This window comes from Pseudomonas sp. GW821-FHT07G06 (genome assembly GCF_058986625.1).
Genome location: NZ_JBYSVW010000003.1, coordinates 424,141 through 450,730 on the forward strand (window position 1 = coordinate 424,141; position 26,590 = coordinate 450,730).

23 protein-coding genes are annotated in these 26,590 nt (G+C 62.1%); 18 read left to right on the top strand and 5 right to left on the bottom strand.

Annotated elements, in window-relative coordinates:
- Positions 1 to 29: 29 nt before the first annotated feature.
- The 11 genes from AC3WJW_RS08630 (at position 30) to madM (ending at position 13,971) form a co-directional block, all read left to right on the top strand.
- The gene (locus tag AC3WJW_RS08630) at positions 30 to 6,044 is read left to right on the top strand and encodes an Hpt domain-containing protein (protein ID WP_493725735.1); all 6,015 of its coding nucleotides are present in this window, start codon (positions 30 to 32) and stop codon (positions 6,042 to 6,044) included.
- Positions 6,037 to 6,498 (top strand): chemotaxis protein CheW, encoded by a 462-nt coding sequence (locus tag AC3WJW_RS08635; RefSeq protein ID WP_493725736.1) that lies wholly within the window; start codon positions 6,037 to 6,039, stop codon positions 6,496 to 6,498. Before AC3WJW_RS08630 ends, AC3WJW_RS08635 begins: the two co-directional genes overlap by 8 nt.
- Before the next feature lie 222 nt (positions 6,499 to 6,720).
- Positions 6,721 to 8,391, top strand: coding sequence for a malonate decarboxylase subunit alpha (gene mdcA / locus AC3WJW_RS08640; protein WP_095964193.1), 1,671 nt, complete (start codon positions 6,721 to 6,723; stop codon positions 8,389 to 8,391).
- The gene (locus AC3WJW_RS08645; RefSeq protein ID WP_493725737.1) at positions 8,391 to 9,266 is read left to right on the top strand and encodes a triphosphoribosyl-dephospho-CoA synthase; all 876 of its coding nucleotides are present in this window, start codon (positions 8,391 to 8,393) and stop codon (positions 9,264 to 9,266) included. The genes mdcA and AC3WJW_RS08645 overlap by 1 nt, the downstream gene beginning before the upstream one ends.
- Positions 9,266 to 9,565, top strand: a complete 300-nt coding sequence (locus AC3WJW_RS08650; RefSeq protein WP_057712932.1) for a malonate decarboxylase subunit delta — start codon at positions 9,266 to 9,268, stop codon at positions 9,563 to 9,565. Before AC3WJW_RS08645 ends, AC3WJW_RS08650 begins: the two co-directional genes overlap by 1 nt.
- The gene (locus AC3WJW_RS08655; protein ID WP_493725738.1) at positions 9,558 to 10,409 is read left to right on the top strand and encodes a biotin-independent malonate decarboxylase subunit beta; all 852 of its coding nucleotides are present in this window, start codon (positions 9,558 to 9,560) and stop codon (positions 10,407 to 10,409) included. Before AC3WJW_RS08650 ends, AC3WJW_RS08655 begins: the two co-directional genes overlap by 8 nt.
- Positions 10,406 to 11,209 carry a biotin-independent malonate decarboxylase subunit gamma gene (mdcE, locus tag AC3WJW_RS08660; protein ID WP_493725739.1) on the top strand — a complete coding sequence of 268 codons (804 nt, stop codon included), beginning with the start codon at positions 10,406 to 10,408 and terminating at the stop codon, positions 11,207 to 11,209. Before AC3WJW_RS08655 ends, mdcE begins: the two co-directional genes overlap by 4 nt.
- The gene (locus AC3WJW_RS08665) at positions 11,203 to 11,823 is read left to right on the top strand and encodes a malonate decarboxylase holo-ACP synthase (RefSeq protein ID WP_493725740.1); all 621 of its coding nucleotides are present in this window, start codon (positions 11,203 to 11,205) and stop codon (positions 11,821 to 11,823) included. The genes mdcE and AC3WJW_RS08665 overlap by 7 nt, the downstream gene beginning before the upstream one ends.
- Complete coding sequence (mdcH, locus tag AC3WJW_RS08670; protein WP_493725741.1) at positions 11,820 to 12,731, top strand: malonate decarboxylase subunit epsilon; 912 nt, start codon at positions 11,820 to 11,822, stop codon at positions 12,729 to 12,731. The genes AC3WJW_RS08665 and mdcH overlap by 4 nt, the downstream gene beginning before the upstream one ends.
- Positions 12,732 to 12,788: 57 nt before the next feature.
- Positions 12,789 to 13,205: a malonate transporter subunit MadL gene (gene madL / locus AC3WJW_RS08675; protein ID WP_493725742.1), complete on the top strand. Its 417-nt coding sequence runs from the start codon at positions 12,789 to 12,791 to the stop codon at positions 13,203 to 13,205.
- 1 nt (position 13,206) lies between these two features.
- On the top strand, positions 13,207 to 13,971 hold the full coding sequence (gene madM / locus AC3WJW_RS08680; protein WP_102673448.1) for a malonate transporter subunit MadM: 765 nt from the start codon (positions 13,207 to 13,209) through the stop codon (positions 13,969 to 13,971).
- Between the two features lie 111 nt (positions 13,972 to 14,082).
- Here the strand turns inward: madM and AC3WJW_RS08685 are convergent, their stop codons facing one another.
- Positions 14,083 to 14,997 carry a LysR family transcriptional regulator gene (locus AC3WJW_RS08685; RefSeq protein WP_126048048.1) on the bottom strand — a complete coding sequence of 305 codons (915 nt, stop codon included), beginning with the start codon at positions 14,995 to 14,997 and terminating at the stop codon, positions 14,083 to 14,085.
- Positions 14,998 to 15,236: 239 nt separating this feature from the next.
- Between AC3WJW_RS08685 and trhA the strand changes: the two genes are divergently transcribed.
- Positions 15,237 to 15,854, top strand: a complete 618-nt coding sequence (gene trhA, locus AC3WJW_RS08690) for a PAQR family membrane homeostasis protein TrhA (RefSeq protein WP_007975433.1) — start codon at positions 15,237 to 15,239, stop codon at positions 15,852 to 15,854.
- Here trhA and AC3WJW_RS08695 read toward each other — a convergent pair.
- Positions 15,851 to 16,768: a LysR family transcriptional regulator gene (locus AC3WJW_RS08695; protein ID WP_493725743.1), complete on the bottom strand. Its 918-nt coding sequence runs from the start codon at positions 16,766 to 16,768 to the stop codon at positions 15,851 to 15,853. The genes trhA and AC3WJW_RS08695 overlap by 4 nt on opposite strands.
- Positions 16,769 to 16,877: 109 nt before the next feature.
- Here AC3WJW_RS08695 and AC3WJW_RS08700 point away from each other — a divergent pair, with 109 nt between their 5' ends.
- From AC3WJW_RS08700 to AC3WJW_RS08710, 3 genes are read left to right on the top strand one after another with little or no spacing between them, the layout of a single operon-like run.
- On the top strand, positions 16,878 to 18,119 hold the full coding sequence (locus AC3WJW_RS08700) for a D-amino acid dehydrogenase (protein WP_493725744.1): 1,242 nt from the start codon (positions 16,878 to 16,880) through the stop codon (positions 18,117 to 18,119).
- A gap of 27 nt (positions 18,120 to 18,146) precedes the next feature.
- On the top strand, positions 18,147 to 18,497 hold the full coding sequence (locus tag AC3WJW_RS08705) for a RidA family protein (RefSeq protein WP_218473315.1): 351 nt from the start codon (positions 18,147 to 18,149) through the stop codon (positions 18,495 to 18,497).
- 29 nt (positions 18,498 to 18,526) lie between these two features.
- On the top strand, positions 18,527 to 19,429 hold the full coding sequence (locus AC3WJW_RS08710; RefSeq protein ID WP_493725745.1) for a transporter substrate-binding domain-containing protein: 903 nt from the start codon (positions 18,527 to 18,529) through the stop codon (positions 19,427 to 19,429).
- Between the two features lie 82 nt (positions 19,430 to 19,511).
- Here AC3WJW_RS08710 and AC3WJW_RS08715 read toward each other — a convergent pair whose 3' ends face one another.
- Positions 19,512 to 20,231, bottom strand: coding sequence for a 16S rRNA (uracil(1498)-N(3))-methyltransferase (locus tag AC3WJW_RS08715; RefSeq protein ID WP_095964181.1), 720 nt, complete (start codon positions 20,229 to 20,231; stop codon positions 19,512 to 19,514).
- A gap of 205 nt (positions 20,232 to 20,436) precedes the next feature.
- Positions 20,437 to 21,843, bottom strand: a complete 1,407-nt coding sequence (locus tag AC3WJW_RS08720) for an adenosylmethionine--8-amino-7-oxononanoate transaminase (protein WP_493725746.1) — start codon at positions 21,841 to 21,843, stop codon at positions 20,437 to 20,439.
- A 223-nt stretch (positions 21,844 to 22,066) separates the two neighbouring features.
- Between AC3WJW_RS08720 and AC3WJW_RS08725 the strand changes: the two genes are divergently transcribed.
- Positions 22,067 to 23,827, top strand: coding sequence for a flavin monoamine oxidase family protein (locus AC3WJW_RS08725; RefSeq protein WP_493725747.1), 1,761 nt, complete (start codon positions 22,067 to 22,069; stop codon positions 23,825 to 23,827).
- Positions 23,828 to 24,235: 408 nt separating this feature from the next.
- Here the strand turns inward: AC3WJW_RS08725 and llpB are convergent, their stop codons facing one another.
- Positions 24,236 to 24,748 (bottom strand): lectin-like bacteriocin LlpB, encoded by a 513-nt coding sequence (gene llpB, locus AC3WJW_RS08730; RefSeq protein ID WP_493725748.1) that lies wholly within the window; start codon positions 24,746 to 24,748, stop codon positions 24,236 to 24,238.
- Between the two features lie 534 nt (positions 24,749 to 25,282).
- Here llpB and AC3WJW_RS08735 point away from each other — a divergent pair.
- Both AC3WJW_RS08735 and AC3WJW_RS08740 read left to right on the top strand, forming a co-directional pair.
- Positions 25,283 to 25,834, top strand: a complete 552-nt coding sequence (locus tag AC3WJW_RS08735; protein WP_015097180.1) for a cytochrome b — start codon at positions 25,283 to 25,285, stop codon at positions 25,832 to 25,834.
- A 32-nt stretch (positions 25,835 to 25,866) separates the two neighbouring features.
- Entirely contained in the window at positions 25,867 to 26,454 is a 588-nt protein-coding gene (locus AC3WJW_RS08740; RefSeq protein WP_218500911.1) for a YceI family protein, read from the top strand.
- Positions 26,455 to 26,590 lie beyond the last annotated feature (136 nt).

The following is a 26,590-nucleotide window of genomic DNA, read 5'->3' on the forward strand; positions in this document are numbered from 1 at the left end:
TGGGTATCTGAATTGTGATTGGAGTGGTTATGGGTGATCGGCACGACTATGTGGCCCTCGAGTGGGTCAAGGGCGAGATTGCCGAAACGCTGAAACAGGCTCATCACGCGATTGAAAACCTGCTCGATGACCCGCAGGCGACGCACGCGCTGGATGAATGCCTTGCGTGCATCCATCAGGTCCACGGCAGTTTGCAGATGGTCGAATTCTACGGTGCGGCGTTGCTCGCCGAGGAAATGGAACAGCTGGCCATGGCCTTGCAGGGCAACCGTGTCAGTCATCGCGACGAGGCGTTGCACCTGTTGATGCAGGCCCTCGGGCAGTTGCCGATCTACCTGGACCGGGTGCAAGGTGCGCGCCGCGACTTGCCACTGGTGGTGTTGCCACTGATCAACGACCTGCGCAGCGCCCGTGGCGAAAGCCTGCTGTCGGAAACCAGCCTGTTCAGCCCGCAATTGCCCGAGTTGCCAGTGCTGGACGCAGAAACGCTGGCGCAGCTTGAGCCGGCGGAATTGCCCAATGTGCTGCGCAAGCTGCGGCAGATGCTGCAAATGGCGTTGGTCGGGTTCCTGCGTGAGCAGGACAACGAAACCAACCTCGATTACCTGGCCAAGGTCTTCGCCCGCCTCGAAGCACTGTGCGCCAATGCACCCCTGAGCCCGCTATGGCAGGTGGCCTCGGCGCTGGTCGAAGGCATGCAGGGCGGTGCGATTGCCAACAGCCCGGCCTTGCGCAGCCTGTTCAAGGATGCCGACAAGGAGCTCAAGCGCCTGCTCGAAGAAGGCATACGCGGCATCAACCAACCGGCGCCACCGGAGCTGCTCAAGAGTTTGCTGTTCTACATTGCCAAAGCCGAACATCCCACCGGGCAGATGCTGACCATGAAAGAACGCTACTCACTGGACGACGCGCTGCCCGACAGCGCGATGGTCGATGAAGAACGCGCGCGGCTGGCCGGTCCCGACCGTGACGCCATGCGCTCGGTGCTGGCAGCGCTCTGCGAAGAGCTGGTGCGGGTCAAGGAACGCCTGGATCTGTTCGTGCGCAGTGACCGCCAGCACACCGCTGACCTCGACAGCCTGCTGGCACCACTGCGGCAAATCGCCGACACCCTGGCGGTCCTGGGCTTCGGCCAGCCGCGCAAGGTGATCATCGATCAATTGGCGGTGGTGCTCAGTCTCGCCCAGGGCCAGCGCGAACCCAACGATGCGATCCTCATGGACGTTGCCGGGGCCTTGCTGTACGTCGAAGCGACGCTGGCCGGCATGGTCGGAACCGTGGAGCCGGAGAGCCAGGATGACAATCGCCTGCCGACCACCGACCTGACGCAGATCCATCAGATCGTGATCAAGGAGGCCCGCATCTGTTTGCAGCAGGCCAAGGACATGATCGTCGACTACATCGACGCCGATTGGGACCGCCAGCATTTGCAGGCGCTGCCGGCCTTGCTGACCCAGGTACGCGGCGCGCTGGCGATGATTCCGTTGAGCCGCGCGGCGAGCCTGGTCGACACCTGCAATCACTTCATTCGCGAGCACCTGTTGCTCGAGCCGGGTCAGCCGGGCTGGCAGGAACTGGACAGTCTGGCCGACGTGATCACCAGCATCGAGTACTACCTCGAGCGACTCGGCGATGACCCGCAGGCGCAGGGTGAAAACCTGCTCGATGTCGCGGAAAAAAGCCTGGCGAGCCTCGGGTTTTTCCCCAGTGAGCAGCATGTGCCCGTGCTGGATGATGTGCTCAACCCGAGCGAAGCGCAGGTCATGCAGATGATGCAGGAGCTGGATGACCCGCAGATCGTCCAGACCCTGGCCGATGTGCTCGCCAGCCCGGTTTCGAGCCTGAACCCGCCCGCCCTGGACACCCCGGGCAGCCTGCTGCCGCCACCCCCGGGCGAAGAGCCGGTGGACGAGGAACTGCGCGAGGTGTTCCTTGAAGAGACCGACGAAGTCCTGGAAATCCTGCGCGAGTATTTGCCGCGCTGGTCGGTCAACCCTGACAACCGCTCGGCCCTGAGCGAACTGCGCCGCGCCTTTCATACCCTCAAGGGCAGTGGCCGCATGGTGCGTGCCCTGGTGCTGGGCGAGCTGGCCTGGGCCGTGGAAAACCTGCTCAACCGCGTACTGGAAAACAGCGTGGAACCGGGTGCTACGGTGCAGCAACTGATCGGCGACGTGCTGCAGCTGCTGCCGGAGCTGGTGGCTGAATACGCCGCCAATGCCCAGCGTCAGCGCAACGATGTCGACCAGTTGGCCGCCCGCGCCCATGCCCTGGCCAAGGGCGATGAACCGGTGTCCGATGAGGATACGCAGGATGTCGCGGCCCTCGACCCGCTGTTGCTGGAGATCTTCCGCAAAGAGGCGCAAACCCACTTGGGCAGCCTCAATCGCTTCCTTGATCAGGCCGCCGAGCACGTGCCGTTGCAGGCCAGCGACGAATTGCAGCGGGCCTTGCACACCCTCAAGGGCAGTGCTTCCATGGCCGGTGTCCTGCCGATTGCCGAGCTGGCCGCGCCGCTGGATCAACTGGCCCGGGAGTACAAGGCTCACCTGATCGCGCTGGACCTGGACGAAGTGGAATTGCTGCTGGAAGCAGAAGGGCTGTTCCGCCTCGGTCTGCGTCAGCTCAAGACCGATCCGCTGGCGGAAATTCCCGGCGCCCGGGATTTGACCGAGCGAGCCAAAGCGCTGCTGGCCGAGCGCCTGGAAAACCTCCTGAACACTCCGAACACCGGGCTACGGATCAAGCGCGACCCGCAACTGATCAACAACTTCCTCGCCCAGGGCATGGACATCCTGCTGGACGCCGAGAGCCTGCTGCAACGTTGGCAGCAACACCCCGGCGAACGCCAGGAACTCAGCGCGCTGCTGGATGAATTGACCACCCTCGGCGAAGGCGCCCACCTGGCCGACCTGCACCCGGTGGATGAGCTGTGCGAGGCGTTGCTCGATCTCTACGGTGCCGTGGAAGAAAGCAGCCTGGCGGTCAGCGAGCGGTTTTTCCATGAGGCTCAGGGTGCCCACGAAGCGCTGATCAACATGCTCGACGAACTGGCCGCCGGTCAGGAAGTCAGCCCGCAGCCGCAACGAATCAGGGCCTTGCGCGAGCTGCTCGACGAGAGCCTCGACCCGTCGGCCATGGGCCTGATCCGCAGTGATGGCAGCCGCACCCTGAGCATCCGCGAATTGGGCGCAGCCACCGCCGATCTAGAGCACGCGCTACCCCCTGTAGGAGCGAGCCCGCTCGCGATGGACGTTAACGATGACGCGTTATCATTGGATAAACGCGGCGCCGGTGAGACCATCGCGAGCGAGCTCGCTCCTACAGGAGAGGGGCGCGAACTGGATGATGAAATCGTCGCGATCTTCCTTGAAGAAGCGGTGGATATCCTCGAAAGCGCCGGTCAGGCCTTGCAGCGCTGGTTGCGCGACTCGGACAACGCCGCGCCGCTGTCGTCCCTGCAACGGGATTTGCACACCCTCAAAGGCGGCGCGCGCATGGCCGAGGTCGGGCCGGTCGGTGATCTGGCCCATGAACTGGAAAGCCTTTACGAAGGCCTGGTGGATCGTCGCTACGCCTACAGCGACTCATTGGCAGTGCTGTTGCAGCAGAGCCATGACCGCTTGGCGCAGTACCTTGACCAGTTACGGCACAACCAGCCCCTGGGCGATTGCGCTGAGCTGATCGAGGCCATTCGCGCCTACCGGCAGGGCCACTCGGGCACCGCCGAGGTCAGCGAACTGGCGGCCACTAATGACTCGGTCGCCCATGATCCGGAGTTGCTGGAGATCTTCCTCGAGGAAGGTTTCGACATCATCGAAAGCTCCGGTGCGGCGCTGGAGCGCTGGCAGGCCCAGCCTTCAAGTCGCCAGGAAGTGGAAACCCTGCTGCGCGACCTGCACACCCTCAAGGGCGGCGCGCGCATGGTGGAAATCGCCGCGATTGGCGACCTGGCCCATGAACTGGAATTCCTCTACGAAGGTCTGTCCACCGGCGTGCTGCAACCGACGGCGCCGTTGTTCGCGCTGTTGCAACGCAGCCATGACCGCCTGGCGCAGATGCTCGACGCGGCCCGCGCCGGTGAGCCGATGCCGCCCGCCGACCGCTTGATCGACGCGATCAAGAACTTCAGCCACCCGGCCGTGCCCGAAGCGCCCGCGCCGGTTGCGTCGCCGGCCACGCCCAAGGCCGAGCCACTGGCGCCGCCGTCCGATGCCGGCGCCGACATGGTCAAGGTCTCGGCGGAGCTGCTCGACGATCTGGTCAACCTGGCCGGTGAAACATCGATCTTCCGTGGCCGGATCGAACAGCAGGTCAACGATGCGCACATCGCCCTGAGCGAGATGGAGACCACCATCGAGCGCATGCGCGACCAGTTGCGCCGCCTCGATACCGAAACCCAGGGGCGGATCCTCAGCCGCCAGCAAGTCGATGCCGAACGCCTGGGCTATGAAGAGTTCGACCCGCTGGAAATGGACCGCCACTCGCAGTTGCAGCAACTGTCCCGCGCGCTGTTCGAATCGGCCTCTGACTTGCTCGACCTCAAGGAAACCCTCGAGCGACGCAATCAGGACACGGAAAACCTGCTGCAACAGCAGGGCCGCATCAACACCGAGTTGCAGGAAGGCCTTATGCGCACGCGCATGGTGCCGTTCGAACGCATGCTCCCGCGGTTACAGCGCATCGTCCGCCAGGTGTCCAGCGAGTTGGGCAAGGACGTGGATTTCATCGTCGATAACGCCGAAGGCGAGATGGATCGCAACGTGCTTGAACGCATGGCCGCGCCGCTGGAACACATGCTGCGCAACGCCGTCGACCACGGCCTGGAATCCGTCGAAGCGCGGCTGGCGGCGGGGAAGCCAGCCAAGGGCAAGATCACCCTCGATCTGCTGCGCGAAGGCGGCGACATCATTTTCGACATCCGCGACGACGGCGCCGGTGTGCCGCTGGATGCGGTGCGGCGCAAGGCGATCAAGCGCGGCTTGCTCGCCCCGGACAGCGTCATCAGTGATCACGACGTGTTGCAGTTCATCCTGCAACCGGGGTTTTCCACGGCCGAGAAAATCACCCAGATCTCCGGTCGCGGCGTCGGCATGGACGTGGTGCACGAAGAGGTGCGGCAACTGGGCGGCACCATGAGCATCGACTCGGTGCCCGGGCAGGGTGTGCATTTCCGCATTCGCCTGCCGTTTACCGTATCGGTCAACCGGGCACTGATGGTGCAGTGCGGTGAGGACCAATACGCGATCCCGCTCAATACCATCGACGGCATCGTGCGCGTCCTGCCCAATGAGCTTGAAGGCTATTTCCGTTTCGATTCGCCAACCTACGAATACGCCGGGCAACGTTACGAACTGTGCTATCTGGGTGAGCTGCTGAAAACCTTCCCGCGCCCGAAACTGTTGGGTCAGAGCCTGCCATTGCCGGTGTTGCTGGTGCAGTGCAACGAACGGCACATCGCGGTGCTGGTGGACGCCATGGCCGGCACTCGCGAGATCGTGGTCAAGAGCCTGGGGCCGCAGTTCGCGGCGGTGCAAGGGGTGTCCGGGGCGACGATTCTCGGCGATGGCCGGGTGGTGCTGATTCTGGATCTGCTGGCGCCGATCCGCGCCATGCAGGCCCGCGTACCCCATCATCCCGCGGGACAGGAGATCGAGGTCGAACCGCATCGGCCGTTGCTGGTGATGGTGGTCGACGACTCGGTCACCGTGCGCAAGGTCACCAGCCGCTTGCTCGAACGCCACGGCATGAACGTACTGACCGCCAAGGACGGGGTCGATGCCATGCTGCTGCTGGAAGAGCACATGCCCGACCTGATGTTGCTGGATATCGAGATGCCGCGCATGGACGGCTTCGAGGTCGCGACCCAGGTGCGCAACGACGAACGCCTGCAGCACCTGCCGATCATCATGATCACCTCCCGCACCGGGCAGAAACACCGCGACCGTGCCATGGCCATCGGCGTCAACGACTACCTGGGCAAGCCGTACCAGGAATCGGTGCTGCTCGAAAGCATCGCCTTTTGGAGCAAGACCCATGCTTGAACACCGCACCAGCAACCTCACCGGCCTGCTGCTGCCGTTGGCCGACCGCAACCTGATCCTGCCCAACGTCGCCGTGGCCGAGCTGATCGATTACCAGCAACCGGGGACTTTCGATCTCGACACTCCGCCGTGGTACCTGGGCCTGGTGACATGGCGCGAACGGCAGATACCGCTGCTGAGTTTCGAGTCGGCCTGCGGGCAGAAAATCGTCATCGGTGAACGCGCGCGGATCGTCATTCTCAACGCCCTGGGCGGGCGACCCGAGCTGAAGTTCATCGCGCTGCTGGTGCAGGGGATTCCGCGCTCGTGCAAGCTCGACAGCCAGTTGAGTTACGTGGATGTGCCGTTGTGTGCGCTGGAGCAGGCGGCGGTGCAGGTGGCGGAGCAGGTGGCGAAGGTGCCGGATTTGTTGGCGCTGGAGGCGTTGCTGGTGGATGCCGGGTTGGTCACCTGATCGCGGCCTTGCGTTGACTGCACCGGCTTCTTCGCGAGCAGGCTCGCTCCCACAGGGTTCTTGGGTGCGACACAGGCCCATTGTGGGAGCGAGCCTGCACGCGAAGGCGTCAGTCCAGACAACCATTACTCCAAGCGTAACGATCCGCCACTCTGCTTGATTGATGCTCCCCACCCAACACTCCTAATGTGACCCCCACGACAGCGAACCCGTGGAGTGGTCATGACAACAACAATATCCCCCGACTCGCGATGGACGCGGCGGCGCAGCGAAAAGCAGCGGCGTCTCGAGCTGGTGCGAGGTCTTGCCGACGGTGTGGTGTTGCCCACCGATAACATCGTCGCGGCGCTGGAGGCGTTGATCCTGCCGGGCGACCGCGTGGTGCTCGAAGGCAACAACCAGAAGCAGGCGGATTTCCTTTCACGTTCCCTGGCCAAGGCCGACCCCGCGAAGCTGCATGACCTGCACATGATCATGCCCAGCGTCGGGCGCTCCGAGCACCTGGACCTGTTCGAACGCGGCATTGCGCGCAAGCTCGACTTCTCTTTCGCCGGCACCCAAAGCCTGCGCATCAGCCAGTTGCTCGAAGACGGCCTGCTGGAAATCGGTGCGATCCACACCTACATCGAACTCTACGCACGGCTGGTGGTGGATTTGATTCCCAACGTCGTGCTCTCGGCCGGCTTCATGGCCGACCGCGCCGGCAACATCTACACCGGGCCGAGCACCGAAGACACCCCGGCACTGATCGAACCGGCGGCCTTCAGCGACGGCATCGTCATCGTCCAGGTCAACCAGTTGGTGGACGACGTCAGCGATCTGCCGCGCGTCGACATTCCCGCCTCCTGGGTCGACTTCGTGGTGGTGGCCGACAAGCCGTTCTACATCGAACCGCTGTTCACCCGCGACCCACGGCACATCAAGCCGGTGCACGTGCTGATGGCGATGATGGCGATCCGCGGCATCTACGAAAAACACAACGTGCAGTCGCTCAACCACGGCATCGGTTTCAACACCGCGGCCATCGAGCTGATCCTGCCGACCTACGGCGAATCCCTCGGCCTCAAAGGCAAGATCTGCCGCAACTGGACGCTCAATCCACACCCGACCCTGATTCCGGCGATTGAAAGTGGCTGGGTCGAAAGCGTGCATTGCTTCGGCACCGAACTGGGGATGGAGAACTACATTGCGGCGCGGCCGGATGTGTTCTTTACCGGGCGTGACGGCTCCCTGCGTTCCAACCGGATGTTCAGCCAACTGGCCGGGCAATACGCCGTGGACCTGTTCATCGGCGCGACCTTGCAGGTCGATGGCGACGGCCATTCTTCCACCGTGACCCGTGGGCGCCTGGCCGGTTTCGGCGGGGCACCGAACATGGGCCACGACCCGCGCGGTCGTCGCCACGGCACGCCCGCCTGGCTCGATATGCGCAACACCGACGTGGCCGAGCCAATGCTCGAGCGCGGCAAGAAACTCGTGGTGCAGATGGTCGAGACCTTCCAGGAGGGCGGCAAACCGACCTTCGTCGAAACCCTTGATGCCGTTGAGGTAGCGAAGAAAAGCGGCATGCCGCTGGCGCCGATCATGGTCTACGGCGACGACGTCACCCATTTGTTGACCGAAGAAGGCATCGCCTACCTGTACAAGGCGCGCTCGCTGGAAGAACGCCAGGCGATGATCGCTGCCGTCGCCGGGGTGACCGCCATCGGTTTGCGCCACAACCCCAAAGACACCGCGCGCATGCGCCGCGAAGGCCTGATCGCCTTGCCCGAAGACCTCGGCATCCGTCGCACCGACGCCACTCGCGAACTGCTCGCGGCGAAAAGCGTGGCCGATCTGGTGGAGTGGTCCGGTGGCCTCTACAACCCGCCCGCCAAGTTCAGGAGCTGGTAATGCACGCATTCAACCTGCAACCCAAACCCCTGAGCCTGCCCGAGCGGCTGTCGGACCTGGCGGTGGACGCGCTGATCGACGAGGCTGATCTGTCGCCGAAACCGGCACTGGTCGACCGTCGCGGCAATGGCGCCCACACCGATTTGCACCTGGGGCTGATGCACGCGTCGGCGCTGTCCCTGTGGCCGGCCTTCAAGGCGATGGCCGATGCTGCGATAGCGTTCGGAGAGATCGGCTTGCCCCTGCGCGAAGCCGTCGGTCGCATCGGTCGCGAAGGCGAGCAAGCGATGCTCGACACCACGGGCGGCGTGAACACTCATCGCGGGGCGATCTGGGCCTTGGGCCTGTTGGTCACTGCCGCTGCGCTGGACCCTGAATCCACGGCTGCAAGCAGCGTATCGATTCGTGCGGCGCGCCTGGCGCTGCTCGACGACCGTTACGCGCCGCGTCCACTCAGCCACGGTGCTCAAGTCGCTCAACGTTACGGCGCTCGCGGAGCCCGTGAGGAAGCGCAGCTGGGCTTCCCGGCGGTGTTGCAACGCGCGTTGCCGCAACTCAAATGCAGCCGCGCCGCCGGCCATGGCGAACAGAACGCCCGGCTCGATGCGCTGCTGGCGATCATGACGAATCTGGCCGACACCTGCGTGCTGTACCGCGCTGGAGAACAAGGCCTGCACACCATGCAACTTGGTGCCCAGGCAGTGCTCGATGCCGGGGGGAGCGCCAGCCTCCCCGGACGTTGTCGCCTGCATGAGCTGGACCAACAACTCATCGCGTTGAATGCCTCGCCCGGTGGTGCTGCGGACCTGCTCGCAGCCTGCCTGTTCATCGACCGTATCGAGTCGGGCGACAGCCTCAAACAGGGAGCTTTCTGATGGAAACCTTATCTTTTGAATTCCCCGCCGGGCAGCCGCCACGCGGTCGTACCTTGGTGGGTTGCGTCGGCTCGGGCGATCTGGAAGTGCTGATCGAACCGGGTCAGGCCGGCAAGCTGACGATCAACGTGCAGACCTCGGTCAATGGCAGCGAACAACGCTGGCGGCATCTGTTCGCACGGATGTTCGACGGCCAGACGCCGCCGGCGATGGATATCGACATCCACGATTTCGGCGCGACCCCCGGCGTGGTGCGCCTGCGTCTGGAACAGGGTTTCGAGGAGATCGGCCATGACTGACAGCGCATCCCTGCTGAACAAGCACAGCTTCGTCGAACTCGGTGCGCGGCAACGGGCCAAGGCCCTGCTCGACGCCGGCACCTTCCGCGAACTGCTCGACCCCTTTCAACGGATCATGTCGCCGTGGCTGTCGCGCCAGGGCGTGGTGCCGCAAGCCGATGACGGCGTGGTGATCGCCAAGGGCAACCTCGATGGTTTGCCGGTGGTGATCGCCGCCATTGAAGGCGCGTTCCAGGGCGGCAGCCTCGGTGAAGTCGGCGGGGCAAAAATCGCCGGTGCGCTGGAACTGGCCGCCGAAGACAACCGCAACGGCATCCCGACTCGCGCCGTGCTGCTGCTGGAAACCGGTGGCGTGCGTTTGCAGGAAGCCAACCTCGGTCTGGCGGCGATTGCGGACATCCACGCGGCGATTGTCGATTTGCAGCAGTACCAACCCGTGGTCGGCGTCGTGGCGGGCAGCGTTGGTTGCTTTGGCGGCATGTCGATTGCTGCCGGGTTGTGCAGCTACCTGTTGGTGACCCAGGAAGCGCGACTCGGCCTGAACGGTCCACAGGTGATCGAGCAGGAAGCCGGACTCGAGGAATACGACTCCCGCGACCGGCCCTTCATCTGGAGCCTGACCGGAGGCGAGCAGCGCTTCGCCAGTGGTCTGGTGGATCGCTATGTGGCCGACGACGTGGCGCAGATTCGCCAGCAGGTGCTTGAGTTGCTCCAGCAAGGTTTGCCGGCGCAATCACGCAGTCGTCAGGCCGAACTGTTCCTGCAACGCCTGGCGCATCTGGACGCCGAACCGCAAATCGAGCCGTCCGTGGTTCGCGATCTGTACCAAGGAGAACGCCCATGAGCTCGTATTCCCTGCGTGGTTTGAACTGGTTCAACGCCTTGAGTGCCGGGGCGAAAGCGGTCGAGGGTTTGCCGGCTTCGCTGAAGGTCGCGGACGGTGCGCTGGGCGATCAGCCTGTGCGTTTCATCGCGGTGGTGGCCGACCCGGAAAACCGCTTCGTCCGTGCACGCAATGGCGAAGTGGGTTTGCTCGAAGGCTGGGGCCTGGCCAAGGCGGTGGATGAAGTCATCGCGGCCGATCAGAACAAGACGCAAAAACGCGCCCTGATCGCCGTCGTCGACGTGCCGAGCCAGGCCTACGGTCGCCGCGAAGAAGCCCTCGGCATTCATCAGGCGCTGGCCGCAGCGGCGGGCAGTTACGCCCGTGCCCGTCTGGCCGGCCATGCAGTGATCGGTTTGCTGGTGGGCAAGGCGATGTCCGGGGCGTTCCTCGCCCACGGCTATCAGGCCAATCGTTTGATCGCCCTGCGCGATCCGGGGGTGATGGTGCATGCCATGGGCAAGGCGTCGGCGGCGCGAGTGACCTTGCGCAGCGTCGAAGAGCTCGAAGCCCTGGCGGCCAGCGTGCCGCCGATGGCCTATGACATCGACAGTTATGCCAGCCTCGGGCTGCTGTGGGAAACCTTGTCGGTGGAGCAGATCGAGCAGCCGACTGCGGCGGATCTGGCGCGGGTGACCGAGTGCCTGGGTCAGGCGATGGGCGATATCGCCGATAAGGGTGCAGATCTCAGCGGTCGTCTCGGTGCGGCCAATCGTGCGGCGTCGAGCAAGGTTCGCCAATTGTTGAGAGCACAGTGGTGAAGGCGCTTCTGGCTCACGACCTGCTGTGGGGCATGACCCCGCGGCAGTTGCCTGCGGATGCCCCGACCTGGGTGATCGACTCGATCAGTGCCGGCCAGCCGGTGGTGGTCCGTCGCGCCTTGAGCGCGGCGGGGCAGGTGGCGGTGGGTGTGCGCGGGCCGTTGCGCGAGCAGCGGTTTGCGACGCAGATGGAAGTCGCCGCCATCACGCGGCGGGTGCGGCCGGAAGAACTCTGCCGTGTTCAAGGCCTGCGTGATTTCCCGGCGCTGCGTGCCTTGGCGCAACTGCGCTCGCACCTCGATGAGAGTGGCTGGGTCTGGGGTGTCAGTGGCAGTGCCGGGTTTGAGTTGGCCAGTGGGTTTGCCGCGTTGCACGAGGGCAGCGATCTCGATCTGATCCTGCGTACACCGCGTCCGTTGAGTCGTGCCGACGCGCAGGCGCTGGTGGCCATTCTCGACACGGTCGTGTGCCGCGTGGACCTGCAGTTGCAGACACCCTTGGGCGCCGTTGCCTTGCGCGAGTGGGCCGGCACTGCGTCGCGGGTCCTGCTGAAAAATGCCACTCAGGCACGTCTGGTCACTGACCCGTGGCATCCACAGGAGCAGGCAGCGTGAGCAGCTTGCTGGTGTTCCCCGGCCAGGGTGCGCAGCAACCCGGCATGCTGGCGCGCTTGCCTCGGGAAACGTTGAACGAGGCGAGCGATTGGCTCGGTGAAGACGTGACGCAGCTGGATTCTGCCGAAGCACTGCGGTCGACGAGGGCGGTTCAGCTTTGCCTGCTGATCGCTGGTGTCGCCGCTTCACGCCAGCTGGCCATGGCCCCGGACTACGTGGCCGGCTTGTCGATCGGCGCTTATCCGGCGGCAGTGGTGGCGGGTGCCTTGGGTTTCAGCGATGCACTGCATCTGGTCAGCCTGCGCGGTGAGCTGATGCAGCAGGCTTATCCACAGGGCTACGGCATGACCGCGATCATCGGTCTGGAGCTGGCCACGGTGGAAGGATTGCTGGCCCGGGTGCACAGCGCAGAAATGCCGGTTTATCTGGCCAATATCAACGCCGATAACCAGGTGGTGATTGCCGGCAGCGACGCGGCGATGAAAGCGGTGGCGGAGTTGGCGAAAGGTCGCGGAGCTGGCCTGGCCAAGCGTCTGGCAGTGAGCGTGCCGTCCCACTGCCCATTGCTTGAGGTGCCCGCGCAACGACTAGCCGAAGCCTTCGCCAGGGTACCGCTGCAAACCCCGAAGATGGGCTACCTGAGCGGCAGCCGTGCGCGTCCGCTGATCAAGCCTGAAGCCTTGCGTGACGACCTGGCCTTCAACATGTGCCGCATCGTCGACTGGCGCGGCACGGTACAAAGCGCCTACGAGCGCGGCGTACGTCTACAGATCGAACTGCCGCCCGGTGCGGTGCTGACCGGGCTGGCGCGCCGGGTATTCGAGCAGGGCACCGTGATTGCCTTCGACGGTGCGCGGCTCGATACCCTGCAGGCGCTGATGCGTGAGGAGGGAAGCCGCCACTCCTAAAACTCAGGCTTCGAACAACAAAAACAACATTCGAAATGCACTTTGAGGACTACGACAATGATTATTTACGGTGTGGCGCTGTTGGCGATCTGTACGCTGGCAGGGGTGATCATGGGTGACATGCTCGGCGTGTTGCTGGGCGTGAAATCAAACGTCGGCGGCGTCGGGATCGCGATGATCCTGCTGATTTGCGCACGGTTGTGGATGCACAGGCGTGGCGGCATGACCCGGGAGTGCGAGATGGGCGTCGGCTTCTGGGGCGCGATGTACATCCCGGTGGTGGTGGCGATGGCGGCGCAACAAAACGTGGTCACGGCGCTGCACGGTGGTCCGGTGGCGGTGCTGGCGGCGATCGGTTCGGTGGTGGTTTGCGGTTGCACCATTGCCCTGATCAGCCGGACCCACAAAGGCGAACCCTTGCCCGATGAACCGGCGGATATAACGCAGGTTGGCGCACCGGCAGGAGGTCGCTGATATGTGGGATCTGATCAAGAACGGTCTGGAACACAACGGTCTGGTCACCGCATTCGCCTTCGTCGGCGTGATCATGTGGGTGTCAGTGGTGATCTCCAAGCGCCTGACCTTCGGACGCATCCACGGCTCGGCGATTGCCATAGTCATCGGCCTGGTACTGGCCTGGGTTGGCGGAACGATGACCGGCGGGCAAAAGGGCCTGGCGGACTTGACGCTGTTTTCCGGCATCGGCCTGATGGGCGGTGCCATGCTGCGGGACTTCGCCATCGTCGCCACGGCATTCGAGGTGCAGGCCACGGAAGCGAAGAAGGCCGGTTTGATCGGCGTGATCGCGCTGTTGTTGGGCACTGTGCTGCCGTTTATCGTCGGCGCGTGCATGGCCTGGGTATTCGGTTACCGCGACGCGGTGAGCATGACCACCATTGGCGCCGGTGCGGTGACCTACATCGTCGGCCCAGTAACCGGGGCCGCGATTGGCGCCAGTTCCGATGTGGTGGCGCTGTCGATTGCCACTGGCCTGATCAAGGCGATCCTGGTGATGGTGGGTACACCGATGGCGGCGCGCTGGATGGGCCTGGACAACCCGCGTTCGGCGATGGTGTTCGGCGGGCTGGCCGGGACGGTCAGTGGCGTGACTGCGGGGCTGGCGGCGACGGATCGGCGTCTGGTGCCTTATGGCGCGTTGACCGCGACCTTCCATACCGGGCTTGGCTGCTTGCTCGGGCCTTCGTTGTTGTTCTTCATTGTTCGCGGGATTGTCGGGTAGTCCGCTACTTCATCATTGAATGTCCCGGCGCCATCGCGAGCAGGCTCGCTCCCACATTGGAATGCATCCTCCTGTGGGAGCGAGCCTGCTCGCGAAGGGTGCGACACGGTTTCAAGCCTGGCGATTGGCATACATCCGACACTCCGCCAGCAACGCCAGCAGGTTCGGATCACGCTCCTTGGCCTTCAGGAACACGACGCCAATGTGTTGCTGCAAACGGTACTTTTCCTGCAACGGGATCAGCTTCACCCGGTTCTCGTACACCGCCGCAATCCGCCCCGGCAGCAACGCATAACCCACGCCCGAACTGACCATGCTCAGCAGGGTGAAGATGTCGTTGACCTGCATCGCCACCTTCGGCTCGAACCCTGCCTGCTCGAATACCCGCTTGCCATCCTGATGGGTGGCGAAGCCCTGGGTCAGGGTGATGAAGGTTTCGTCGCGGACTTCGGCCAGGTCGACTTCAGTCCGTTGGGCAAACTTCGAGTCGGCAGGTGTGGCGAGGAAGATGTCGTCGGAAAACAGCGGGATCTGTTCGCAATCCGGGTCGTTGATGCTGTCGTCCAGCGACACCAGGATCGCATCGACTTCCATGTTCTTGAGCTTGTAGAGCAGGTCGATATTGGAGCCCAGAATCAGGTCGATGTTGAGTTCGCTGCGGCGGATTTTCAGGCCCATGATCAGTTGCGGTACGGTCTTCACCGTCAGCGAATACAGCGAGCCCAACTTGAAACGCTCGGCCGAGAACCCGGCGGCCTCGCGGGTAAGGCGCACGCTTTCGACGACATCCTGAATCAGCTTCTGCGCCCGCTCTTCCAGCACATAGGCGCTTTCCAGCGGCGTCAGGTTGCGGCCTTCGTGCTTGAACAACGGGCAGCGCAGGGCACTTTCCAGGGAATGGATCGCCCGATGCACGCTGACGTTGCTGGTCTGCAATTCGGCGGCGGCGCGTGCCAGGTTGCCGGTGCGCATGAAGGCCAGGAACACCTCGAGTTTTTTCAGGGTCAACTCTTCATCGATCAGCATGGGGCGGACTCTTTTTGGTATCGGTCAATTGTGCCCGTTAAACACGGAGCGTTGTAGGAGCTGCCGAAGGCTGCGATCTTTTGATCTTGATTTTCGCTGCCCTTGAAGCTGCTGAAGATCAAAAGATCGCAGCCTTCGGCAGCTCCTACACGGGATGGCGCTATACGGAAACATTGCGCTTTTAATCTTGAGGGCTGAGCCTTGCGCGTTGCGCTGATGAAATTCGAGGTGAGCACCACATGTATCACGGAGAAAGACTGAACGCCTGGACGCATCTGGCCGGGGCGGTGGCGGCGTTTATCGGCGGGGTGTGGCTGATTGTGCTGGCCAGTCTCGACGGCAGCCCGTGGAAGATTGTCAGCATGGCGATCTACGCCTTTACCTTGCTGGTGCTTTACAGCGCATCGACCGTGTACCACAGCGTGCGCGGACGCAAGAAAGCGATCATGCAGAAGGTCGATCACTTCTCGATCTACCTGTTGATCGCCGGCAGCTACACACCGTTTTGCCTGGTGACCCTGCGCGGGCCGTGGGGCTGGACCTTGTTCGGGATTGTCTGGGGGCTGGCGCTGATCGGCATCCTGCAAGAGATCAAGCCGCGTTCGGAGGCGCGGATTCTGTCGATCGTGATTTATGCGGTGATGGGCTGGATTGTGCTGGTGGCGGTCAAGCCGCTGCTCGCGGCACTGGGCGGCGCCGGATTTGCGTGGTTGGCCTCGGGCGGGGTGTTGTACACCGTGGGGATTATCTTTTTTGCCCTTGATCATCGCCTGCGCCATGCCCACGGGATCTGGCATCTGTTCGTGATCGCCGGGAGTTTGCTGCACTTTGTGGCGATTTTCTTTTATGTCCTTTAAGGCTGTACCGGGGCCAGCCGATCCAGCTGCTCCCGGGCTCGGCGGCTGAATACCTGCAACAGGTCGTTCAAGGTGTGGGGCGGCGGTTCGGCGGTGCGGGTCACTGCGTACAGGGTGATGGGTAGCGGCGGTGCCAGAGGGCGGATCATTGTGTTGGCGGGAGAGGCGCCAAGGGCGGTGAACGGATCGATCACCGCCAGGCCCGCGCCGGATTCCACCATCGCCCGTGCCAGTGAGTAGGTTTGCACGGCGATGCGTACCCGGGGCGGCGGTTCGACCGCTTCCAGGTAACTGTCGAGCCGCGCGGCCAGAGGATCGGCGCTGGACAAGCCGATCAGCGGCGCATCCGCCAGCGCCATCAGCGGCAAGGGTTTACCCACCTCTTCCTGAGGCCAGTAACCACTCGGCGCCAGCGCCACCAACACGCCAGACGCCAGCGCTTGGGCCTTGAGCCCCGGGTGATCCGGGCGTTGCAGGGTCAGGGCGACATCCACTTCGCGCATCAACAGGTTCTGCATCAGTTCGCGACTGTGGGCGCTGGAGAGTTCGCAAGCGATGTCCGGGTATCGCCCGGTCCATTCGTGAATGGCCGGCGGCAGCAATGACAGGGCCAGCGCCGGGGTGGCGCCGATGCGCAGGCTGTGGCCCGGTTCGCGGCGCAGGCTCTGCGCCAGGCGTCGCACGCCTTGCAGGCTTTCACTGACCTTGTCCACTTCACGCTCCAGCTCCAGCGCTTCCGGCGTCGCCTGCAACTTGCCGCGTACCCGCAGGAACAGCGGGAAACCCAATTGTTGCTCGGCGTGCTGCAACACCTTGCTCACCGCCGGCTGCGAGACGTGCAGCAATTGCGCGGCAGCGCTGATCGAACCGGTCTGGCGGATGGCCTGGAAAATCTCGATATGGCGAAGGCGCATGGCAAGTCCATAACCTTTGTTTATGGGGTTGCCATCTTTATGCATTGTTCAACGTCTGTCACCTGGCTCTAACCTTGGCCTCGTCTTCACAACGGTTTTAAGGGCGGACATGGCTCAGCGTGTGTGCATCATCGGTGGCGGTGTGATTGGCCTGGCAACGGCCTATGCGCTGGTGCGCGACGGCTTTGAAGTGACGGTGGTCGAGGCGCGGGACTCGCTGGGCAGCGAAACCAGCTTCGCCAACGGCGGCCAGTTGTCCTATCGCTATGTCGCGCCCCTGGCCGACGCCGGTGTGCCTTTGCAAGCCATTGGCTGGATGCTGCGCGGCGACTCACCGTTGAAGCTGCGCCCGCGCTTTGACCCGGCCCAGTGGCGCTGGATGGCATCGTTCCTCGGCGCCTGCCGCCGTTCGGTCAACCGCGAGAACGCCTCGCACCTGCTGCGCCTGGCGCTGTTCAGCCAGGACACATTGAAGTCCTGGCGCGAGGACGATGGGCTGACGGGATTCCAGTGGCGGCGCAATGGCAAACTGGTGACCTTCCGTCAGAACAGCAGCTTCGAGCATGCGCGCCAGAACCTGGCCGACCCGCAGCAACAGCAGGTGTTGTCGCCGGCCGAATGCGCGCAACTGGAACCGGCGCTGATCGATGCGCCCTTTGTCGGGGCGATCTACACCCCGGACGAAGAGGTGGGCGACTGCCACGGTTTTTGCCAGCAACTGGCCGCCCGGCTGCAAGCGTCCGGCCGTTGCGAGTTTCGTCTCGGGCAAGCGGTAACCGGCATCCGCCACAGCAACGGCAACGTCAACGCCATCGAACTGGGCGAACTAGTGCTGCCGGTCGATCAACTGGTGATCGCCGCCGGTCACCGCAGTCCGCTGTTGGCGCTTCCCGGGCTGCAACTGCCGCTTTATCCGCTCAAGGGCTACAGCCTGACCGTGCCGATCGGCGCCGGTCACCGGGCGCCGGACGTGAGCATCACCGACTACGACCGCAAGATCGTCTATGCCCGCATCGGCAAGCAATTGCGAGTGGCGGCAATGGTCGACATTGTCGGCTTCGACCCTGCTTTGGACCCCAAACGCCTGGCGCTGATCAAGCGCCAGGCCCATGACACCTTTCCAAATGCCGGCGCCTATGACGAGGCCGTCGAGTGGGCTGGCATGCGCCCGGCCACCCCTAGCGGCGTGCCGTTGCTGGGCGCGACGGCGTATCGCAACCTGTGGCTCAACCTCGGCCACGGCGCGTTGGGTTTCACCCTGGCATGCGGCAGCGGGCGCTTGATCAGCGAACTGATCGGCGAGCGCCAGCCGTCCATCGACCTTCAGGGTTTCAGCCACCGGGCCGCCTGAATACTGATTTCTGAAGAGGACACTGCAATGACCATTACCCGACTGCACAGCAACCCGCGCCTGTCCGGCGCCGTGACCTTTGGCGACCTGGTGTTTCTCTCCGGGCAGGTGCCGGGCGATGCCCGGGATGCCAGCGGCCAGACCCGCGAAGTGCTGGCGAAAATCGATACCTTGCTGGCCGAGGCGGGCAGCGACAAGGATCATCTGCTCAGTGCGACCATTTACCTGAAGAACATTACCGAGGATTTCGCCGCGATGAACGAGGCCTGGTCGGCCTGGCTATCGCCGGGGCAGGCACCGAGCCGCACCACCGTTCAGGCCGAACTGGCCCGCCCGCAGGTGCTGGTGGAAATCACCGTCATCGCTGCACGCGTCTGATAAACCAACACCCACAACGGAGAATAACAATGCAAAAAATCACGTTGCTCGCTTGTACACTTGGCCTGTTGCTCGGCAATCAGGTTCAGGCCAATGAAGCGCCGCTGACCGGCACCCTGAGCAAAATCGCCAGCGCCAACAGCATCACCCTGGGCTATCGCGATGCTTCGGTACCGTTCTCCTACGTGGGTGATCACAGCGGCAAGCCTATGGGTTACTCGGTGGATCTGGCGGGCAAGATCGTCGAGCGCATCCAGCAGCAACTGGCGCTGCCGGACTTGAAGGTGAAGTACAACCTGGTGACCTCGCAGACCCGTATTCCACTGGTGCAAAACGGTACCGTGGACCTGGAGTGCGGCTCCACCGGCGTGACCGCCGAACGACAGAAGCAGGTGGCGTTCTCTTATGGTTTCATCTACGTCAAAGGCCAGTTGCTGACCGCGAAGGACAGCGGGATCAAGGGCTTCGCTGACCTGCGCGGCAAGAACGTGGTGACCACCGCCGGCACTACCAATGAGCGCTTCCTGAAAAGCTACAACGTCGATCACAAGATCGACATGTTCGTGATCAGCGCCAAGGACCACGGTGAAGCCTTCCAGATGCTGCAGTCTGGCCGGGCGGCGGCGTTCTACATGGACGACGCGCTGCTCTATGGCGAGCGCGCAAAGGCCAACGACCCGCACAAATGGGTGGTGGTCGGGGAGGAGCAATCGCGGGAGATCTACAGCTGCATGGTGCGCAAGGACGATCCGCAGCTCCTGGCGCTGGTCAACGGCGCATTGGCGGATCTGTACAGCTCGGGCGAGATCAATGGCATCTACAAACGCTGGTTCGAGCAGCCGATCCCGCCGAAGGGTTTGAACCTTGAATTCCCGATGACCAGCGAACTCAAGGCGATCATTGCAAAACCGGTGAGCGATCCGGTGCAGTAAATGCAAAAGATCGCAGCCTGCGGCAGCTCCTGCAATTGGATGGCGTACATCCCTGTAGGAGCTGCCGCAGGCTGCGATCTTTTCAGAAATCCCCCCACAGTTGCTGGGCCACCGCCAGTGCAACAACCGGCGCGGTTTCGGTGCGCAGTACCCGTGGACCGAGGCGGGCGGCGTGGAAGCCGCCGGCCTTGGCCTGATCGACTTCGGCATCGGACAAACCACCCTCCGGACCGATCAGGAATGCCAGGCTTGAAGGTTTGGCATGGCTCACCAGCGGCTCGGCCACCGGATGCAGCACCAGCTTCAACTCGGCTTGCGTCTGCTTCAACCAGTCAGCCAGCAACAGCGGCGGATGAATCACCGGTACCCTTGAGCGGCCGCATTGCTCGCAAGCGCTGATCGCCACCTGGCGCCAGTGCAGCAGGCGTTTGTCGGCGCGCTCGTCCTTGAGCCGGACTTCGCAGCGTTCGGTGAAGATCGGGGTGATTTCGCTGACGCCCAGTTCCGTGGCTTTCTGAATCGCCCAGTCCATGCGCTCGCCCCGGGACAGGCCCTGGCCGAGATGGATTTGCAGCGGCGATTCGATTTGCCCGGCGAAGCTTTCATCGATCTGCACCACGACGCGCTTTTTGCCGACTTCGACCAGCCTGGCGCGAAACTCCTGGCCCGAGCCGTCGAACAATTGCAACGCATCGCCCTCGGCCATGCGCAGCACGCGGCTGATGTAATGGGCCTGGGCTTCGGGCAACTCGTGCTCGCCGGTGCTCAGGGGGGCGTCGATGAAGAAGCGGGACAGTCTCATGCGGGGTCTCTACTGAATCTAATGTTCGGCATCGTAAGTGTGTCGGAGTAGCTTTTTGTGGCGAGGGGGCTTGCCCCCGTTCGGCTGCGAAGCGGTCGCAAATCCTGCTGGTGCGATTTATCTGGGGAAACCAGGTTGCCGAATCTGGGGTCGCTATGCGACCCAACGGGGGCAAGCCCCCTCGCCACAGGGTAATCACCGACTGTCAACCCGGATCACGGAAGCCCGGATGGAAGTCCTTCGGCACCGCCACGCTGACGCTGTCACGGGTCGCTATGTCGATCCCCTCGCTCGCCACTTCGGCCAGGAAGTCGATCTGCTCCGGGGTGATCACGTACGGCGGCAGGAAATACACCACGCTACCCAATGGACGCAGTAAGGCACCGCGCTCCAGGGCGTGCTGGAACACCTTCAGGCCGCGACGTTCCTGCCACGGGTAAGCTTCCTTGGTGGCCTTGTCCTTGACCATCTCGATGGCCAGCACCATGCCGGTCTGGCGTACTTCGGACACGTTCGGGTGATCCACCAGATGCGCCGTCGACGAAGCCATGCGCTGCGCCAGGGCCTTGTTGTTCTCGATGACGTTGTCTTCTTCGAAGATGTCCAGGGTCGCCAGGGCCGCCGCGCACGCCAGCGGGTTGCCGGTGTAGCTGTGGGAGTGCAGGAAGGCGCGCAGGGTCGGGTAGTCGTCGTAGAAGGCGCTGTAGACTTCGTCGGTGGTCATGCACGCCGCCAGCGGCAGATAGCCGCCGGTCAGGGCCTTGGACAGGCACAGGAAGTCCGGGCGGATACCGGCCTGGTCACAGGCGAACATTGTCCCGGTGCGGCCGAAACCGACGGCGATTTCGTCGTGGATCAGGTGCACGCCGTAGCGGTCGCAGGCTTCGCGCAACAGCTTGAGGTACACCGGGTGGTACATGCGCATGCCGCCGGCACCCTGGATCAGCGGCTCGACAATTACGGCTGCGACGCTGTCATGGTTCTCGGCCAGGGTTTGTTCCATCGCGGCGAACATATTGCGCGAATGCTCTTCCCAGCTCATGCCCGCGGGACGCTGGTAGCAGTCCGGGCTCGGCACTTTGATGGTGTCCATCAACAGCGCCTTGTAGGTCTCGGTGAACAGCGGCACGTCGCCCACCGACATCGCCGCCATGGTTTCGCCGTGGTAGCTGTTGGTCAGGGTAACGAAGCGCTTCTTGTTCGGCTGACCGCAATTGAGCCAGTAGTGAAAGCTCATTTTCAACGCGACTTCGATGCAGGACGAGCCGTTATCGGCGTAGAAGCACCGGGTCAGGCCTTCCGGCGTCATCTTCACCAGGCGCTCGGACAACTCGATCACCGGTTGATGACTGAAGCCGGCAAGGATCACATGTTCGAGCTGATCGACCTGATCCTTGATGCGCTGGTTGATCCGCGGGTTGGCGTGCCCGAACACATTGACCCACCAGGAGCTGACCGCATCGAGGTAGCGTTTGCCTTCGAAGTCTTCCAGCCACACGCCTTCCCCGCGTTTGATCGGGATCAGCGGCAGTTGTTCGTGATCTTTCATCTGGGTGCAGGGATGCCATAACACGGCGAGATCGCGTTGCATCCACTGATTATTCAGGCCCATTTTCACTCTCCTGGAGGCAGTCCGTGACCTGCGCGGACAAACAATCGGGCAAGCCTATGCAATGCGTGCCACGGGGACAACCCATTGTGTCGAATGAGCTACTTTGTTCAGGCCGATAGACGTTGCTGGCAGGTGCCTGATGGCTGACGTATCCTTCGCGGCTCTTGAGCCGTCTGGCTCGCAAAAACTGCTGTTTTCCTCGTGTATTTCCGGAGTTCGCTGAATGTCTGTCGGTTGGCTGCGCGCCTGTGCGCTGGTGATGTTGGGGCTGTTCAGCGTGTCTGCGCTGGCCAAGGATAAAACCGCGATCGTGATCGGCGGCGGCCTGTCGGGCCTGACTGCCGCGTACGAGCTGCAGAGCAAGGGCTGGCAGGTCACCCTGCTGGAAGCCAGGTCGAGCCTGGGCGGCCGTTCCGGCATGGCCACCAGCGAATGGATCGGCAACGACAAGACCCAGCCGGTGCTGAACAAGTACGTTTCGAACTTCAAGCTGAGCACCACGCCGGCCCCTGAGTTCGTGCGGACCCCAAGCTACCTGATCGATGGCGAGTATTTCTCTGCCGCCGATCTGGCGACCAAACAGCCGGCCACCGCCGAGGCGCTCAAGCGCTTCGACAAGACCGTGGACGATCTGGCGCGTTCGATCGACGACCCGCTGAACCCGGCCGCCAACAACACGCTGCACGCGCTGGATCAGATCAACGTGTCCAGCTGGCTCGACAAGCAGAACCTGCCGGCCACCGCCCGCCAGTTGATCAACCAGCAGATCCGTACCCGCTACGACGAACCTTCGCGCTTGTCGCTGCTGTACTTCGCGCAGCAGAGCCGCGTCTACCGTGGCGTCTCCGATCGTGACCTGCGCGCTGCGCGCCTGGTCGGTGGCAGCCCGGTGCTGGCCCAGGCCCTGGTCAAGCAGTTGAAAACCATCAAGACCAACTCCCCAGTCTCGGCGATCATTCAGGACAAGGATGGCGTGACTGTCAAAGTCGATGGCGTCGGCTATCGGGCTGACTACGTCGTGTTGGCGGTGCCACTGCGCGCCCTGAACAAGATCCAGATGACCCCGGCGCTGGACGCCCAGCACCTGGCGGCGATCAAGGGCACCAACTACGGCTGGCGCGACCAGATCATGCTGAAGTTCAAGACGCCGGTGTGGGAAAGCAAGGCGCGCATGTCCGGCGAGATCTACAGCAACACCGGCCTGGGCATGTTGTGGGTCGAGCCTGCCCTGAAGGGCGGCGCCAACGTGGTAATCAACCTGTCTGGCGACAATGCGCGAGTGATGCAGGCATTCGGCGACAAGCAGATGGTCGATCAGGTGTTGATCCGCCTGCACGCGTTCTATCCACAGGCCCGTGGTTCGTTCACCGGTTATGAAATCCGTCGCTACAGCACCGACCCGTCGACTGGCGGCGCCTACCTGGCCTTCGGCCCGGGCCAGATCAGCAAATTCTGGCGCCTGTGGGAACGCCCGGTTCAGCGCGTAACCTTCGCTGGCGAACACACCGACACCCTGTACCCGGGCACCTTGGAAGGCGCGCTGCGCACCGGTCAACGTGCAGCCAGCCAGGTTGAAGACCTGGCGGCGGGCAAGTCGTTCGAACCGGCGAAAGTGGTTCCGGCCGCCGCCGCCGCTGCGGCGGGCGCTGGTGCGGTGGCGGCGAAGAAAGGCAACTTCTTCAGCAACCTGTTCGGCGGCTCGGATGACGAGAAGAAGCCGGAACCGGTCAAGACGCCTGAGCCTGTAGCACCCCCAGCACCTGCTCCGGCCCCAGCCCCGACCGCCGCGCCGGCACCGGTGGAAGCACCGAAGCCTGCGGCACCGGTAAAAACCGAGCCAGCCAAGAAGGCTCCGGCCAAACCGGCCGCCAAGACCGAGGCGAAAAAAGCGCCGGCCAAGGCACCCGTCAAGAAAGCCGAGCCGGCCAAGAAGCCAGCGGCCAAACCGGCTGCGACTCCGGCAACGGAGGCCAAGGCGCAGTAACGTTCAGGCGTAAAAAAGCGCGGCTCTGGGGCCGCGCTTTTTTTGCTCGTCTAACAAGCGTGAAATATCCCGGTTTACCTGTGCTGTAATCAGGTATCGCATAATTCGTGATCTTGGTCTTACACGCCTCAGCGATATATCGGATACTTCCCACAAAGTTATCAGAATCAAATGATGGATAGTGCCTGGCTTTGAGTTCTATTCTTTTCAAAAAAACTGGAGGGTATATGAAGGCACTTGCAGTAATAATATTGATAGCACTTTCTGGTTGTAAGGGTGCAGAATTATTTCCTAAAGGATACGGTCAGCAGCTGGCCTATAAGTGCGATATAAATCCGTATGATCCTGATTGCTTGCAACCCCCTCCAGTTTTTACAGGTCCTTAGAAGTTGAAGTAGTTGGCCATGGTTAAAGAGGGTCTAATGAAAATTTCCATTCATAAATCTGTTTACCATCCGGAAGTACTCTGACAAACCTTTCCTTCGGCTTTGGAATGCGGCCAGGGACAAATCCGAAGCGAGCCCAGCACAGACTGCCCGTCCGTCCGTCGTAAATGACTAGATTTCCGTCATCCTGCATGACCATACAAGCGTTGTACCAAAGCGATTTATCAATGCTATGGGTGCTTTCTGCAATCCATAAACGCCTTCTGGACGGATCATAGAGAAAGCCACTATTGCTGATTACAAACATCAGAGGCTCTCGCATTCTTTTCGGGTAGGTAGTTCGGCTATAAGGCTGATTGCTATCTGCAACCCAGATTACAGCTTCACCATCCTTAATGATCAGATTGCCATCGGCTTGTAATATCAATCTAAAGCGTCCATTCGCGGACATAAGGTACTGCCCCGGCGACATCTTTTGATTGGGAGGTAGCAAAGGCGAGCCGCTTGCTTGAAATGGTGTGTAAGTAATAGCCATGTTTTTTCCTTAATTAATGAGTTGTTGAGCTCTCATTCCATTAGGTTAAAAATCAAAAGTGGCTATACATATTTATATTTTTTCTAAAAAACTACATTACAGGTTCGGGTAAAGCAGAAAGGCAGCGGCCGCCATCAAGGGCTCTGGATCAGGTTGCGCCGTCGCTCATTGTAGGAGTGAGCTTGCTCGCGATGGTCGTTAACGATTTTGCAGACCCACTGGGTACCCCGCGGTGTTCTTGAGCCCATCGCGCGCAGGTTCGCTCCCACAAAATCCTTAACCGATCAGCATTCGGCTCAAGGGCCGCGCTTTTTTTGCCCGGAGAAAAACCGGGAGCAGAATCGAATAAATCTTTTGATACAGGTGTTCTCTGGTTTGTATTCACTTTTCCTCACAATTTCGACTTTAATCTTTCCTTAACTCGCAGGCTTCAGACTGTTGATCGTATTTTTCGATATTTCAAAGCAAATTTTTCCGCTTTAATTCGATAGATAACTCGATACTCTTGAGCCGGCACTTACAGGGATCCAGGCAATGCAGCTACGTAACTCTACCTCCCGCTACGGCTGGGTCAGCATCTTCATGCACTGGGGCGTGGCACTGGCCGTATTCGGTTTGTTCGCGCTTGGGTTGTGGATGGTCGGGCTCGACTACTACAGCACTTGGCGCAAAGACGCGCCGGACCTGCACAAGAGCATCGGCCTGGTGGTGTTGGGTGTGATGCTGCTGCGGGTGCTGTGGCGCTTCATCAGCCCGCCGCCGCCAACCCTGGCCAGCTACAGCCGCATGACGCGCCTCGGCGCCAGGTTCGGTCATGGCTTCCTGTACCTCAGTCTGTTTGCCGTGTTGATTGCCGGTTACCTGATTTCCACCGCAGAAGGCGTCGGTATCCCGGTGTTTGGCTTGTTTGAAGTGCCTGCTCTGGTCTCCGGATTGCCGGACCAGGCAGATACCGCTGGCGTGATTCACCTCTATCTGGCGTGGGTGCTGGTAATTTTTTCCGGCCTCCATGCGTTGGCAGCATTGAAGCACCACTTTATCGACCGTGATGTGACCCTCAAGCGAATGTTGGGTCGCAAAGCCTGAAGTTCAACCTCGACTCCCAAGGAAAACAAAGCATGTTGAAAAAGACTCTGGCCGCTCTGGCAATCGGTTCGGCCCTGTTGTCCGCCGGTAACGTAATGGCCGCTGACTACGTGGTCGACAAAGAAGGCCAGCACGCCTTCGTTGACTTCAAGATCAGCCACCTGGGTTACAGCTTCATCACCGGTACTTTCAAGGACATCGACGGCAAGTTCAGCTTCGACGCTACCAAGCCTGAAGACAGCAAGATCGAGTTCAACGTAAACACCGCCAGCGTGTTCACCAACAACGCCGAGCGTGACAAGCACATCGCCAGCAAAGACTTCCTGAACGCCAGCAAAGCCACGTTTGTTTCCACCAGCGTCAAACCCACCGGCAAAAACGCCGCTGGCAAGGACACTGCTGACGTGGCTGGCGACCTGACGATCCTTGGTGTAACCAAGCCAATCGTGGTCAAGGCCACTTTCCTGGGCGAAGGCAAGGATCCATGGGGCGGCTACCGTGCAGGCTTTGAGGGTACTTTCAGCCTCAAGCGTTCCGATTTCGGCAAGCAGAAAGACCTGGGCCCATCGTCCGACGCGGTTGAGATGTACGTGACGTTCGAAGGTGTCAAAGCGAAGTAACTTTCGCCGCTGACAAAAAAACGCCCGCTGCTCCCCCGAGCGCGGGCGTTTTTTATTGCCGTAAACAATCCCCTGTAGGAGCTGCCGCAGGCTGCGATCTTTTGATTTTCAGGCGCAAAAGATCGCAGCCTGCGGC

Excerpts from the sequence above, each read along its gene's own strand:
- AC3WJW_RS08630 (WP_493725735.1), top strand. The coding sequence starts at position 30 with ATGGGTGATCGGCACGACTATGTGGCCCTCGAGTGGGTCAAGGGCGAG.
- AC3WJW_RS08635 (WP_493725736.1), top strand. The coding sequence starts at position 6,037 with ATGCTTGAACACCGCACCAGCAACCTCACCGGCCTGCTGCTGCCGTTG.
- mdcA (WP_095964193.1), top strand. The coding sequence starts at position 6,721 with ATGACAACAACAATATCCCCCGACTCGCGATGGACGCGGCGGCGCAGC.
- AC3WJW_RS08645 (WP_493725737.1), top strand. The coding sequence starts at position 8,391 with ATGCACGCATTCAACCTGCAACCCAAACCCCTGAGCCTGCCCGAGCGG.
- AC3WJW_RS08650 (WP_057712932.1), top strand. The coding sequence starts at position 9,266 with ATGGAAACCTTATCTTTTGAATTCCCCGCCGGGCAGCCGCCACGCGGT.
- AC3WJW_RS08655 (WP_493725738.1), top strand. The coding sequence starts at position 9,558 with ATGACTGACAGCGCATCCCTGCTGAACAAGCACAGCTTCGTCGAACTC.
- mdcE (WP_493725739.1), top strand. The coding sequence starts at position 10,406 with ATGAGCTCGTATTCCCTGCGTGGTTTGAACTGGTTCAACGCCTTGAGT.
- madL (WP_493725742.1), top strand. The coding sequence starts at position 12,789 with ATGATTATTTACGGTGTGGCGCTGTTGGCGATCTGTACGCTGGCAGGG.
- madM (WP_102673448.1), top strand. The coding sequence starts at position 13,207 with ATGTGGGATCTGATCAAGAACGGTCTGGAACACAACGGTCTGGTCACC.
- AC3WJW_RS08685 (WP_126048048.1), bottom strand. The coding sequence starts at position 14,997 with ATGCTGATCGATGAAGAGTTGACCCTGAAAAAACTCGAGGTGTTCCTG.
- trhA (WP_007975433.1), top strand. The coding sequence starts at position 15,237 with ATGTATCACGGAGAAAGACTGAACGCCTGGACGCATCTGGCCGGGGCG.
- AC3WJW_RS08695 (WP_493725743.1), bottom strand. The coding sequence starts at position 16,768 with ATGCGCCTTCGCCATATCGAGATTTTCCAGGCCATCCGCCAGACCGGT.
- AC3WJW_RS08700 (WP_493725744.1), top strand. The coding sequence starts at position 16,878 with ATGGCTCAGCGTGTGTGCATCATCGGTGGCGGTGTGATTGGCCTGGCA.
- AC3WJW_RS08705 (WP_218473315.1), top strand. The coding sequence starts at position 18,147 with ATGACCATTACCCGACTGCACAGCAACCCGCGCCTGTCCGGCGCCGTG.
- AC3WJW_RS08710 (WP_493725745.1), top strand. The coding sequence starts at position 18,527 with ATGCAAAAAATCACGTTGCTCGCTTGTACACTTGGCCTGTTGCTCGGC.
- AC3WJW_RS08715 (WP_095964181.1), bottom strand. The coding sequence starts at position 20,231 with ATGAGACTGTCCCGCTTCTTCATCGACGCCCCCCTGAGCACCGGCGAG.
- AC3WJW_RS08720 (WP_493725746.1), bottom strand. The coding sequence starts at position 21,843 with ATGGGCCTGAATAATCAGTGGATGCAACGCGATCTCGCCGTGTTATGG.
- AC3WJW_RS08725 (WP_493725747.1), top strand. The coding sequence starts at position 22,067 with ATGTCTGTCGGTTGGCTGCGCGCCTGTGCGCTGGTGATGTTGGGGCTG.
- llpB (WP_493725748.1), bottom strand. The coding sequence starts at position 24,748 with ATGGCTATTACTTACACACCATTTCAAGCAAGCGGCTCGCCTTTGCTA.
- AC3WJW_RS08735 (WP_015097180.1), top strand. The coding sequence starts at position 25,283 with ATGCAGCTACGTAACTCTACCTCCCGCTACGGCTGGGTCAGCATCTTC.
- AC3WJW_RS08740 (WP_218500911.1), top strand. The coding sequence starts at position 25,867 with ATGTTGAAAAAGACTCTGGCCGCTCTGGCAATCGGTTCGGCCCTGTTG.